This is a genomic window from Pleomorphochaeta naphthae (genome assembly GCF_055396005.1).
In genome coordinates, this window is sequence record NZ_AP042457.1 from 889,803 (window position 1) to 902,769 (window position 12,967).

11 protein-coding genes and 1 other RNA gene are annotated in these 12,967 nt (G+C 29.7%); 10 read left to right on the forward strand and 2 right to left on the reverse strand.

The features are described from left to right. Nucleotides 1-36: 36 nt before the first annotated feature. Entirely contained in the window at nucleotides 37-2,760 is a 2,724-nt protein-coding gene (gene greA / locus ACZ5SO_RS04105; protein WP_464626990.1) for a transcription elongation factor GreA, read from the reverse strand. A 463-nt stretch (nucleotides 2,761-3,223) separates the two neighbouring features. Between greA and rpe the strand changes: the two genes are divergently transcribed. The 10 genes from rpe (at nucleotide 3,224) to mazG (ending at nucleotide 12,619) form a co-directional block, all read left to right on the forward strand. Next, nucleotides 3,224-3,886, forward strand: a complete 663-nt coding sequence (gene rpe / locus ACZ5SO_RS04110; RefSeq protein ID WP_464626992.1) for a ribulose-phosphate 3-epimerase — start codon at nucleotides 3,224-3,226, stop codon at nucleotides 3,884-3,886. Nucleotides 3,887-3,950: 64 nt separating this feature from the next. Continuing rightward, nucleotides 3,951-5,018, forward strand: coding sequence for a recombinase RecA (gene recA / locus ACZ5SO_RS04115; protein WP_464626993.1), 1,068 nt, complete (start codon nucleotides 3,951-3,953; stop codon nucleotides 5,016-5,018). Between the two features lie 295 nt (nucleotides 5,019-5,313). Further along, a complete protein-coding gene (locus ACZ5SO_RS04120) occupies nucleotides 5,314-6,303 on the forward strand; it encodes a segregation and condensation protein A (RefSeq protein WP_464626995.1) in 990 nt (329 codons plus the stop codon). 2 nt (nucleotides 6,304-6,305) lie between these two features. Continuing rightward, a complete protein-coding gene (scpB, locus tag ACZ5SO_RS04125; protein WP_464626997.1) occupies nucleotides 6,306-6,911 on the forward strand; it encodes an SMC-Scp complex subunit ScpB in 606 nt (201 codons plus the stop codon). Nucleotides 6,912-6,914: 3 nt separating this feature from the next. Beyond that, on the forward strand, nucleotides 6,915-7,676 hold the full coding sequence (locus tag ACZ5SO_RS04130; protein ID WP_464626999.1) for a pseudouridine synthase: 762 nt from the start codon (nucleotides 6,915-6,917) through the stop codon (nucleotides 7,674-7,676). 3 nt (nucleotides 7,677-7,679) lie between these two features. Next, nucleotides 7,680-8,324 (forward strand): (d)CMP kinase, encoded by a 645-nt coding sequence (gene cmk, locus ACZ5SO_RS04135; RefSeq protein ID WP_464627001.1) that lies wholly within the window; start codon nucleotides 7,680-7,682, stop codon nucleotides 8,322-8,324. A gap of 30 nt (nucleotides 8,325-8,354) precedes the next feature. Further along, nucleotides 8,355-10,058 carry a S1 RNA-binding domain-containing protein gene (locus ACZ5SO_RS04140; protein WP_464627003.1) on the forward strand — a complete coding sequence of 568 codons (1,704 nt, stop codon included), beginning with the start codon at nucleotides 8,355-8,357 and terminating at the stop codon, nucleotides 10,056-10,058. A gap of 65 nt (nucleotides 10,059-10,123) precedes the next feature. Continuing rightward, nucleotides 10,124-10,804 (forward strand): tetratricopeptide repeat protein, encoded by a 681-nt coding sequence (locus tag ACZ5SO_RS04145; protein WP_464627005.1) that lies wholly within the window; start codon nucleotides 10,124-10,126, stop codon nucleotides 10,802-10,804. Nucleotides 10,805-10,806: 2 nt separating this feature from the next. Next, complete coding sequence (locus tag ACZ5SO_RS04150; RefSeq protein WP_464627006.1) at nucleotides 10,807-11,682, forward strand: hypothetical protein; 876 nt, start codon at nucleotides 10,807-10,809, stop codon at nucleotides 11,680-11,682. Nucleotides 11,683-11,794: 112 nt separating this feature from the next. Beyond that, on the forward strand, nucleotides 11,795-12,619 hold the full coding sequence (gene mazG, locus ACZ5SO_RS04155; RefSeq protein WP_464627007.1) for a nucleoside triphosphate pyrophosphohydrolase: 825 nt from the start codon (nucleotides 11,795-11,797) through the stop codon (nucleotides 12,617-12,619). Here the strand turns inward: mazG and rnpB are convergent. Next, nucleotides 12,613-12,956: RNase P RNA component class A (gene rnpB, locus ACZ5SO_RS04160), an RNA gene on the reverse strand. The two genes, mazG and rnpB, sit on opposite strands and share 7 nt — an antisense overlap. Between the last annotated feature and the right edge of the window lie 11 nt (nucleotides 12,957-12,967).

Sequence of the window (12,967 nt, forward strand, 5' to 3'; positions counted from 1 at the left end):
AGATTTTTAGTCTTTGGGCTTTTTTTAAGAAGAGTGTTAAACAGCTACTTCAATCTTTAAAACAGTAAAGTCGAAAGGTTTTTCATTTACAGTAAACTTTATATGATCACCGACCTTACGATTTAATAAATTAGAACCAAGAGGAGCTAATCTGTTAATTATATTGTTTGATGGATCTGCTTCCCAGGCACCCATGATTGTATAAGTAACTTCAGAGTTAGTATTATTATCCAACAAAGTAACTCTAGTACCATATGCAACTTTTTCATTGGTAACCGTTTCAGGATCAATAACAGTAGCTCTTTCAATTTCATCACTTAGAGTTATAAGTTGTGAATTTAACATACGCTGTTTTTCTTTAGCATATTTGTATTCACTATTTTCTTTTAAATCTCCTAGTTCTCTAGCTTCCCCAATTTCTTTTGCAATTGCGGGTAGTTGAACATGCTGCAAGTTATAAAGATCTTGTTTTTTAGCTTCCATAGTTTCTCTTAGACAGAATAAACCAGTTGGAATAACCTCTTCATCAGAAACTATATTTGTTTTTGAATTAAAATCAAAATCTGGATATTTTTTAGTAAGTTGGTGCTTAACTTCAATCTTTTTACCTAAATCTGCTTTTCCAAGAGGTAATCTATCAACTAAAGCATAAGCCTTTTTACCTTTAATCTCATCACCTTCTTCAATGTAATTATATACAGCTTTTTCGTCGAAGAGTTTCGTCATAAGAACTTTAACGTTCTTACGATTTTCTGTAACATTCTTTTTGTTTTCGATCAATTTTAGTAAATAATCTAAAAGAGAAAGAGCTGTAAATAATAATTGTTCAGATGAAATACCATTTTTTTCCCAAGCTTTAACTGTATAGTTTTTATAAAGGTACAAGAAAACTTGAGATTTATCTTTATAATTTTCTACACATTGTTTGAAAACTCTAGCAAAGCTGCTTGCTTTTTTATTGCTTCTGAAAGTATCTGGTATAAATGAAGTTAAATAATGTGGGAATAAATCCATTAAAGTTTTTTCCCAGAAAGGATCAACCTTAACAACATGCTCTATGAACAATTTTTTAAGATCTGGATCGTCGATGTTTTTAAAGCATTCAACAACATTTTCAATTCTTTCATACAATGCAGTAAATGGTAAACCTTCAGGTAATTTAACAAAGTTCATGCTATAATTAACAAATAAGTCTTGTAATAATAAATAACTGCTGATGATAGTATCACTTACATTGTGTAGAGTAATACTTGTCCCATCACTGTTTGTTATGTTATTTGAGAAATAAGCAATCATCTCTAAGAATGAATCACTCTCTACATCTCCATTATTTTGAATGAATTCTCTCAATACCTTAACTTTACTGTAGAACTGTTTTTTGCTCTTGAAGATATTTAATTGTTTTTCTTCAAAAGTAATAGGTGTGCTTCTAAGAGTAAAAGTATCTTTTTCTTGAGAACTAACACCAAATAATGGATTACTCATTAATTCCTTTTTAGCAGCATTTACCCAAGCATTTACTTCTCTAGTAGTTAATAGAGAAGGGGATAGTTCATTTTTCATTTCTTTGATAGATGCCTTATCATTGTTGCTAGACATTAATATTCTTAATGCCCATGGTATATCAGTCTTAATTTTAGCTGCAAGTTTTTCATGAGGAACAACACTTTTTAATACCCAAATATGTGATTTTGGAAGAGCTACTAAGCTCTTAAAAGCCATATCTGTAGACATCTTAGAACTTTTATTAGGGAAGTCTATAACAACTTGTTTTTCATTAATATTTTTTATACGACCAATTTTGTTTGTAGATTTTTGGTAAACAAATGTCCCCTTATCAAAAGCGATATTTGTTTCAAAATCTTCGATAGCTCTCATTACATCTTTAAAATATTTGTCATTTAATTTGCTATGATGTAAACAAGTGCTCAATCTACCATGATCTTTATATTTAATTTTGTAACATTTAACTAAATTATTTCTAGCACCGATGTCATCGTTAGAGTACTCTAAGATTTTTTTATAAACAGTAATCTTGTTGTCAATATTATCATTATTATAAGTTACTAAAACATTTAATAAAGCAACTGCATAAGATTTGCCGACATGAGAAGATACGCGTTCACAAATCCCAATTAAATATCCAAATTCATCAGGGATTAAAGATATAAGAACTGGAAAGCTTTCTTTGATGCTCATTGGGTCATTTTTAGCAATCAAACGATTAATTAATTTTTTATAATAAAGAATACCAGCTTCTTTACTGCTTTGCTTATCGCTCTTTAATTTGTAATCAGCTAAATCTTTTAGAAGTTTGGTTTCTGAATAATCGACTTTAATTAATCTTTCCCAAATTTCATACATTTTGTCTTCTTTGTTTTGACTTTCGTAGCATTCGCCAAGTAAACGTAAAGCGGGTTTACTTTCATTAACAACTAAAACCAATGAACATAAATATTCCACTAAATCAAATCTATTTACTTGAGCAAAGGAAGAAATTAAATCTAAGAAGGCTATGCTATCTTCCTGGGGCCTTGTTAAAAAAGTTATGGCGCCAGATATATACCTTGCGATTACACTATTTTGATTTTTTTCTTCGAAATGGTCATCACAAAGTTGTTTAACTTCAATAATTTCATCATCAGCAATTTCACCTATTTGTTTATCTAAATCTTTAAAATATTGAATATCGCAACTTTGCATGAAAGAAATACTCCATTTCTCTTCATCTAACATAGTCTGTAATTTTTTCATATTCATATAATTTTTCCTCCGCAGAAAATTGGCTCATTTATAGTTTGAGCCTACTTGTAAAGTTTCGTTATTCTAAAAGCTAAAATTGACCATTTTGTTTTACGTAAACAAAACCCGAGCAACAGCATGGCGATGCTCGGGGGCATTTTTTTCTCTCAATTTATTTACATTATATTACAAAAATAAGTAATTAGCAAGTATGAATCAAAACTTTAAAATATTTATTATACCCTGTTCTTGTCTTTCCTATTTATTTATATAATAAAAAAATAATAGCAATAAGTATATCAAATTATCTTATATAAAATCAATGAGGATTACTAATTGAAAGTTGTATTTATTTTCTAATTAATAAGCTATTTTTGTTTTTGTTTTATTTAATACAATTATAAAATTTATAGAATTATTAGTTTAGATAAATATGATAAAACAATTGCAATATAATTCTACTTTATGATATCCTAATGTCATGAATAAATTAATAGTATCACCAAGTATTTTATCTGCTGATTTTTCAAATATAGTAGCGGAAGTTGAATCAATTAAAAGTGCTAAAGCTAAATGGGTTCACTTAGATGTTATGGATGGCGTATTTGTTCCAAATATTACATTTGGACCTAAATTTATAAAGGATTTAAGAAAGCACAGTGATTTATATTTTGATGCTCACTTAATGATTGAAAATCCCGAAAAATATATAGACCAATTTGCTGATGCTGGGTGTGATGGCATTTGTATACATTATGAAGCAACTAAGCATGTACACAGAGCTTTACAGATGGTTAAAGCAAATAAGAAAGATGTTGGTATATCAATTAATCCAGCAACTAGTGTTGATTTATTATTACCAATTTTAAGTGAAGTAGATCAAGTATTAATAATGAGTGTAAATCCAGGTTTTGGTGGTCAAACTTTTATTGATTATAGTTTAAATAAGATTAAGCAATTACATCAATTAAAAGAAAAGTACGGCTATAATTATAAAATCAATTGTGATGGTGGAATTAGCACACATAATATAAAAAAATTACGTGAAGTTGGTATAGATGTAGTTGTAACAGGTTCTGCTTTCTTTGGAGCGGAGGATAGAAATGCTTTCATACAAGAAATGTATGAGAAGGGAAATCTTTAAAGCATTTGTACAAATATTATAATATAAGATAAATAGTGAATTATATCTAAAGGAGATAATATAAATGGCTAAAAAAAATGTTGAAGCTACTTTAGGCAATCCAACAGATGAAAAACAAAAAAGAGAGGCATTAGAAGCAACAAGGGCTTCAATTGATAAACAATTTGGTAAAGGATCTCTGATGAAACTCGGAGATAAAGGTGCTTCTTTAGATATTGGTAGTATTTCTAGTGGTTCGTTATTATTAGATGAAGCTTTAGGAATTGGTGGATACCCACAAGGAAGAATTGTTGAGATATATGGTCCTGAATCTAGTGGTAAAACTACATTAGCTCTACATGCAGTTGCAGAAGCCCAAAAAAAAGGCGGAATTGCTGCTTTTATCGATGCTGAACATGCTTTAGATCCAACTTATGCTAGTGCCTTAGGAGTACAAATTGATCAATTGTGGATATCACAACCTGATAATGGAGAACAAGCTTTAGATATCTGCGAAAAACTAGTTCGATCAGGTGCTGTTGATATAATTGTTATTGACTCAGTTGCTGCTTTAACTCCTCAAGCTGAAATTGATGGTGATATGGGAGACTCACATATGGGTCTTCAAGCAAGACTAATGAGCCAAGCTTTAAGAAAGTTGACTGGAATATTGTCAAAGAGCAACACAACTATAATCTTTATCAACCAGATTAGAATGAAAATAGGGGTTATGTTTGGAAATCCTGAGACTACTACAGGCGGAAATGCTCTTAAGTTCTATTCATCCGTTAGATTAGAAGTTAGAAAAATTGAAACTTTAAGCAAAGGTTCTGATAATATAATTGGTAATAGAATTAGAGTTAAAGTTGTAAAAAACAAAGTAGCTCCACCTTTCAAGAAAGTAGAGATGGACTTAATGTTTGGTAAGGGCCTTAGTTATATTGGAAGTGTTCTTGATGCTGCTATTAAATATGATTTAATAGAGAAGAGTGGCTCTTGGTATTCTTATAACGATGAAAAGATTGGCCAAGGTAAAGATAATGCAACAGCATTTTTAACTAACAATCCAGAAATTGTTGAACTTCTAGATAAAAAGCTTAGAGAAATCATGTTTCCTAAACCAGTGGAAGAGGATAAAAAAGAAACTAAATAAAAATTAAAAAAAACTATACCTCCTAGTAAGTTAATTGTTATTAACTTTTAAATTGGGAGGTGTTTTTATTTAAGATTTAAAATAGTTTTTTTTCTTTTAATTTTTCCTTATTTGATTTATTTTAATCTTATTGCTTGATTTTAATCTTATTGCTTGATTTTATTAACTTTATAGTATAAAAAGGTTTAGATTTGACTTTTAAGTTAAAAAGAAATAATTTTTAATGAAGGTTTTAAATTTACATTTTACTAACAAAATTGTATAATTACTTAAAATATTGAAAGCGAGATAGTTAATGGCAAATTCTAATATAGAAGTCAAACCTAATGAAGATTCACATTTCTTTAAAATTCCTACATTTGAAGGTCCTTTAGAATTATTACTACATTTAATACAGAAATCTCAAATCAATATTTATGATATTCCTATAGCATTAATAACAGAACAGTTTTTAGATTATATAAACAATAATGAAAGTATTAAGTTAAATCAACTCTCAGATTTTTATAAAATGGCTGCTGACTTATTGTATATAAAAAGTAGGATGTTGCTTCCTGTAGAAGTTGAATTTGATGAGGAGTATGAAGATCCAAGACAAGATTTAGTACAACAGTTGTTAGAATATCAGAAGTTTAGAAAATATACTGAGTTGTTAACTAATACAGCTAATAGTGATGAACTTTTTATTGAAAGAAAAAAGTCATCATTTATGATACCGTTTGATGATCAACAACTATTTGAAAATATTAATTTAGAGAGTTTGTTAGAAACTTTTACTTCAATCTTAAGTAAAATCTCTCCAACAAAAGTTTTTAATGTATATGAAGAGGTAACAGTTAATGAAAAATTAGCTTTAATGAATGAACTCTTTGAATCTAAAGAAGAAATCCATATTGAAGATATAATTATTTTTTTAGATAAACCTTTGCACATTATTTGTTCATTTATGGCTATATTAGAAGCTTGTAAGTTTAAAATGATAATTATTGAACAAAAGGTACCTTTTGATACAATAATTATAAGAAAAAGGAATATAGAAACTATAAATGATGAAGAAGCTGATTTAATAGATGAAATGTACGAAGAAGCTATTGAAAAAGGTTTATATAGTGAAAATGCTTTAAACGATGAAATAGACAAAGATGATTACTCTATAAAAGTAGAAAAAGAGGATGAATCAGATAAGATAGAAGAAGATGAGAGTGAAATAGAAGTTGAAGGTTTAAAAGATAATTTAATAGGTCTTGGAGAATTTGAAGAAATTGATTTAGAGGATGATGAGTGAGAATGGGAAATATAAAAAAAAGTGAAAAATCCGCAAAAGATAATAATTCTGAATTAATTTTATCAAAAAATGCTAGACTAGTTGAAACAATTTTATTTTTAGAAAATGATAGTGTCAGTAAAGAAAGACTTTTAAAAATGACATCTTTAACAGAAGATGAATTATTTAGTGCATTAGATGAATTAAATGAACATTTTACATATTATATGCATGGAATTACATTAAGTAATAAACATGATAGATATCAATTTTTACCATCAAAAGATTTACACAAAGAACTTAGAAGATGTTATGGTAAAAAAGTTGATAAAAGGCTTAGTAAAGCCGCTCTTGAAACACTTTCAATTGTTGCATATAGTCAACCTATAACTAGACGTGAAATAGACAATATTAGAGGTGTTTCAAGTGATACTATAGTTAGGTTATTAAGAGATAGAGAATATATTAAAGTAATAGGCAGGAAAGATGTTCCAGGGCACCCTTGTTTGTATGGAACATCTAGGAAATTCTTGCTAGAATTCAATTTAAGAAGTATAAGTGAACTACCAAAGTTATCAGATATAGATAAATCAAGGTTCATGGATGAAGAAGAAATTACTGAGGAGTAAAGTTTGAAAATAGAGTATCCAATAAGACTGCAAGCGTACCTAGCTAAAAGTGGTTGTGGAAGTAGAAGATTTTGTGAAACATTAATTACAGCTGGAAGAGTTAGGGTTAATACAAAAAGAGTTACAGAATTAGGCACTAAAGTTGATAGAGATGATGTTGTTCAATTAGACGATGAAACAGTTGAACCAATTGATAAATCATATTATTTTGCACTACATAAACCAAAAGGTTATGTATGTACAAATTTTGATCCAAATGAAAAATTATATGCCCGTGAATTGATTAATATTAACGACTGGCATTTACTATATCACATAGGTCGTTTGGACAAAGAATCTACTGGTTTAATTTTATATACAAATGATGGAGATGTTGCAAATAAAATTATGCATCCATCACATCAAATAGAGAAAGAATATTTAGTTTCTACAGATAGAGAAGTAAAAAAAGCTGATCTTTTAAAAGCCATAGATGGTATTTATATTGATCAAAAACAACCCTATAAAATTAAAAGTTTTCAGCTTTTAACAAAGACTTGGACACGTATTGTTTTAACTGAAGGTAAAAATAGAGAAATAAGAAAGATTTTTAGTTATTTTGATTATGAAGTTAAGCAATTATGTAGAATTAGAATAGGTAATATTGAATTAGGAGATTTAGAGCCAGGACAATATCGCCAACTAAATTATAAACAAATTGAAAGATTGTTAGCAGGTGAAAATGCTAAGAGTTCAAAAAGTATTAAAATAGGTAAGGGGAAGTAGTATATGGTTGTTGCAATTGATGGACCTGCAGGAGTTGGAAAAAGTACAATAGCGGCTTTATTAGCTGAAAAATTGAATTTATATTATTTAAATTCTGGTTCATTTTACAGAGCAATAACTTATGCCCACCAACAAAGGAATGAGGATATTTTAGATCAAGATGCAGTTTTAAAGACTGCAAAAGATATTAAAATTAGTGTAAAAAACTCAAAAGTTTGTGTTGATGGTGTTGATGTTGAAGATAAATTACACACAGCGAAGGTAGATAAATATGTATCCCAAGTTAGTGTCGATCCTAGAATTAGAGAAATAGTAAATTCTACGATTAAAGACATAGCAAAAGGGCTTGATATAATAGCTGAAGGAAGGGATATTACAACAGTTGTTTTCCCTAATGCAGATTTCAAATTCTACTTTGATGCTAATGCAGAAATTAGAGCTAGAAGAAGGTTCAATCAACACCCAGATGGTCAAAATTTTGAAACCATTTTATCCGAAATAAAAAAGAGGGATAAAAATGATAAAGAAAAACCAGTAGGAAGCTTAAAGATTGCAAATGATGCAATAATTATTGACACTTCGTACTTGACCATTACGCAAGTTTGTGAGAAAGTGATAAAAGCTATAAAAGCGCAAGATTTGCGATAAATATAGGAATTTAGGATCAGGAGAAAGCAAGTGGCTAACGAGAGTGAAATTGAAGAAAAGAAAACCAGTATGCAATTAATGCAGGAGGAGTATCTTAAATCTCTTGATGGCATCGAAGACGGTCAGCTCGTGACCGGAACTGTGGTTCAGGTAAATAACGAGTATGTTTTTGTTGACGTCGGTTACAAGAGCGAGGGTAAAATTTCTCGCAGTGAATTCAAAGAATTACCAGAAATTGGTGATAATGTGAGTGTTGTTATTGTTTCGAAAGAAGGAAAACATGGTCAAATCGTCGTTTCAAAAAAACGAGCAGATGTCAAAGAACGCACTGATGAATTAAGAAAAGCAGCTGAGGGTAGGACTCCTATCGAAGGTACTTTTATTAAAGTAATCAAAGGTGGGTTTGAGGTTGATTTAGGTGGAGACTACAAAGGATTCTGCCCATTATCAAAAGCGGATGTAGTTCGCGTTGAAGAGCCAGAAACATTAATTGGAATCACTGACTATTTTGTAATTGATAAGTTCCATGCAGGAACTAAATTAAAAAGCGTTGTATCACGAAGAGAATACCTAGAGAAGAAGATAAAAGAAAATAAAGATCAATTCTTCTCAACAGTTAAAATTGGTGATGTAGTAGAAGGCGTTGTTAAATCATTTACTTCATTTGGTGCATTTATTGATTTAGGTGGTTTTGACGGTTTATTACATATCAATGATATGAGTTGGGGTCATGTTACAAGACCAAAAGATTTTGTAAAAAAAGGTCAAGTTGTTCAACTACGTTTGATTAACATTGATCCAGATTCTCAAAAAATTAATTTAAGTTTAAAACACATGAGTGAAGATCCATGGTCAACATTTGAACAAAGATATCATGTTGATGATGTAATTACTGCTCCAGTAACTAAACTAACAAGTTTCGGTGTATTTATTGAAATTGAACCTGGTGTAGAAGGTTTAGCTCATATTTCAGAATTATCATGGACTAAGAGAGTAAACAATCCTAAAGAAATTTTAAAAATTGGTGATGTTGTTAATGCTAAGATTCTTGGTTATGATTTAGATAAGAAAAGAGTTTCTCTAGGATTAAAACAATTATTAGAAAATCCTTGGGATACAATTGCTGAAAGATACCCAGTAGGAATGACATTGAATAAACCTGTTGTTAAAATTACTAACAGTGGTGCTTTCATTAATCTAGAAGAAGGAATTGACGGTTTCTTACATATTGATGATATTTCTTGGACAAAGAGAATTAAAAACATGTCTTCTTTCTGTAAAGAAGGTGATTCTATTGATGTTGTTGTAACTAGAGTAGAACCAGAAAACAGAAGAATTCGTTTAAGTGTTAAAAAACTTGAAGAAAATCCTTGGCAAGTACTTAGAAAGGATTATCCAAAATACAGTAAGATTTCAGGTACAGTTTCTAACGTAACTGAGTTCGGTGTATTTGTAAAAGTTATTGGTGATATTGAAGGATTAATAAGTAAATATAATCTTGTTGGACCAGATGAAGAATTCACAGACGATGTATTGAAAAAATACAATGTTGGTGATCCTGTTACAGCTATGGTTATTGAATGTAATCCAAATACTCAAAAACTTTCACTTTCTATTAAAGAAATGATTAAGCGTTCACAACAATCTGAAATTGCTAAGTATATACATGGCGATGATGATGAAGAGGATACTTTCACATTTGCAGATTTAATGGCTTCAAAAGACGAAAACTAAATCGGCAAAGTTAATGACAGGCGGTAATTCCGCCTGTTTAACATTTCCTAAAAGGGAGTTTATTAATGAGTAATAAAGATAATTTCGATAACGATAAAACAGAGATTATTGAGAGTCGTGTTTCAACCTTTTTGAGTAAAAATTCAAAATTCCTTTTATATATTTTTATTGCTGTTATTGCAGTTCTAATTGTAATAGGTATCGTAAATATTGCTTCAAATAAAAAAGAAATGAAAAATTTCGATGCTTTAGAGATAGCTCAAACTGAATTTGCTAGCGCAACTAGTGCAGATGAATCATCTGAGACTTATCAACAAGACTTAGATAAAGCTGTCGCTGATTTAGAAGCTCTCGAAAATGAAAAAGGCTATGTAGGGTACAAAGCTTCATATCTTCTAGCGCTAAAAGATTTTAGCGATGAAAACTATCAATCAGCTCTTGATCGTTTTGTAGAGATATCTGAAGAAGCCGAAGGAACTTACATGGGATCTTTAGCTTTAAGCAATGCTGCTGTATGTGCTGAACAATTAGGTGATGATGCAAAAGCAGTTGAATATTGTCAACAATTGATTGATACTTATGGTAATGATGCTGCTGAGACACCTAAAACAATGTTTACTTTAGCCCGTATATATGAAAAACAAGGAAATACAGAATTAGCTAAAGGACAATTCCAACAGCTAGCTGACCAATTCCCAAATTCAGAATACGGAAAACTTGCAAAAAATAGTTTATTGAACTATTAAACATGATTTATAGATATATTTTAAAGAAAAGACACATAAAATTTAGTAGAGTTGTTACTATTTGTGTGTCTTTGTTATTTATTGTTTCTTGTGGTATTCCAACTAATTTATATATGTATGATGAAGAAATGGAAGATGAGTCAGCATCTTATTATATATTTGACAATCCAGATGATTCAGATTCTGATTCTGATGTTATTACTACAACAATTACTTTTAACATCGATAGTGCTTATCAAACAGAAGATTCACCATCGATTTGTTATTTTTATTCAATTTATTCAGCAAGTATGTTAGATGATATTACTGATAATACTTATGCTTCAAAAATTACTCCTTCGTTTAAATCTACATACTCAGATTTACCTGGTCGTTATTTAGCAAATGATCCTGAAGTATTAAGTGTTTCATACCTAGACGGTGAGATAAAATTATTTAAGTTTACATATGATGATTTAGATCAAGATGTGCCTTATTATTTAGCTACGATAGATGGTAGTATGGAGTATGATGAAGATGTGACAGCTACATTTTCAATCACGCAAGTTACAGATTCAGATAATAATATTTATTTTGATTTTACAGAAACATCAAATATATATTACTATTTAAATAGTTCAGAGGAATTAGCATCAATTTATGGTACTAATTTAACTTTAAAGCGATATAATGGTGATACTTTTATTTCAAATGACAACATCTCTGAACTTGACACTGATACAGATTACGATTACGTATTTAATGACGATGAAGATTCTTCATATTATGATAATTATAGTGATTATAAAATTGCTGTGTTTGCAGCTTTAAATGTTACAGGTGAATTTACTAATATTTTTTGGAGCGATTTACAATATTTAGGTAGCTTTGATTTGTAATATTATTTATTTTTTTTGTAAATAATATATATTCTGTTAACTAGAATTATTTTTATTATCTTTTTCTTCTATTTATCTTTATTTTTTATCTGAATCTAATTAATCTATATTCATGATTGAATTTAATTTAAAGAATGAAACAGATTTGACTAGTGCCCTATCTCAATTAAAAAAGATTACAGAGCTATTAAGAAGTGAAAACGGATGTCCTTGGGATAAAAAACAAACTAACAAGGATTTTGCTATTTATTTAATAGATGAAACTTATGAATATATAGATGCTATTAATAATAAAGATCTAGATAATGTATCTGAAGAACTTGGTGATATGTTAACCAATATTATTATGTTGTTTACAATTCATCAAGGTTATAAAGATATTGACTTGATTGAATGTATTAATGAAGAATGTGCTAAATTGATTAGACGTCATCCTCATGTATTTGAATCAAAGTACGATAATAAAACACTTCATAGTGATCAAGTTATCAATATCTGGGATAATATTAAAAAAAATGTAGAACATCGTCATGATGATTTACATGATTTCTTTACTAAGGTTCCCTCTTCTTTACCTCAATTAGAATATTCGTATGAATGCATGAAAAAAGTAAGTAAAGTTGGTTTTGATTGGGATAATAAACAAGCAGTTGCTGAAAAAGTAATTGAAGAGCTAAATGAAGTCCTTGAGGCTGATTCTATCAAAGATAAGGATGCTCTTGAGGATGAACTTGGAGATTTACTATTGTCTGTAATTAATTTATCTAGATTTTTAAAAGTTAGACCAGAGGTAGCACTAAGAAGAGCTACAAATAAATTTAAAGATAGGTTTAATAAAGTTAAAGAAATTTGTGACGATAAAAAAATCCCAATATCTCCAGATAACGTTGATGAGTTAAATAGAGTTTGGGATTTAATCAAAAAAGAAGAAAAATAGGTTTTCAATAAGCCGGGTTCTGTATAACGATAATCATCTATCTACGATTTATATTACTATAAATCTCTAGCACCCTACCCGTGAGAATTAAGCGGACCACTTTACTCACTGCTTGGGCTTGCTCCTAATGAGGCTTGCCTAGCCATGAAATGTTACCATTCATGCGGTGAGCTCTTACCTCGCCGTTTCACCCTTACCCATATTAAATATGGGCGGTTTGCTCTCTGTTGCGCTATCTGTAGCATTACTGCTCCCGGGTGTTACCCGGCATTATGTCCTGTGGAGCCCGGACTTTCCTCATACAGAAAAAACTGCACGCGATTATCTAGAAAACCTATAAAATAATAT

What these genes read in the sequence shown, in the direction of transcription:
- greA (WP_464626990.1), bottom strand. Translation starts at nt 2,760, where the DNA reads ATGAATATGAAAAAATTACAGACTATGTTAGATGAAGAGAAATGGAGT.
- rpe (WP_464626992.1), top strand. Translation starts at nt 3,224, where the DNA reads ATGAATAAATTAATAGTATCACCAAGTATTTTATCTGCTGATTTTTCA.
- recA (WP_464626993.1), top strand. Translation starts at nt 3,951, where the DNA reads ATGGCTAAAAAAAATGTTGAAGCTACTTTAGGCAATCCAACAGATGAA.
- ACZ5SO_RS04120 (WP_464626995.1), top strand. Translation starts at nt 5,314, where the DNA reads ATGGCAAATTCTAATATAGAAGTCAAACCTAATGAAGATTCACATTTC.
- scpB (WP_464626997.1), top strand. Translation starts at nt 6,306, where the DNA reads ATGGGAAATATAAAAAAAAGTGAAAAATCCGCAAAAGATAATAATTCT.
- cmk (WP_464627001.1), top strand. Translation starts at nt 7,680, where the DNA reads ATGGTTGTTGCAATTGATGGACCTGCAGGAGTTGGAAAAAGTACAATA.
- ACZ5SO_RS04145 (WP_464627005.1), top strand. Translation starts at nt 10,124, where the DNA reads ATGAGTAATAAAGATAATTTCGATAACGATAAAACAGAGATTATTGAG.
- ACZ5SO_RS04150 (WP_464627006.1), top strand. Translation starts at nt 10,807, where the DNA reads ATGATTTATAGATATATTTTAAAGAAAAGACACATAAAATTTAGTAGA.
- mazG (WP_464627007.1), top strand. Translation starts at nt 11,795, where the DNA reads ATGATTGAATTTAATTTAAAGAATGAAACAGATTTGACTAGTGCCCTA.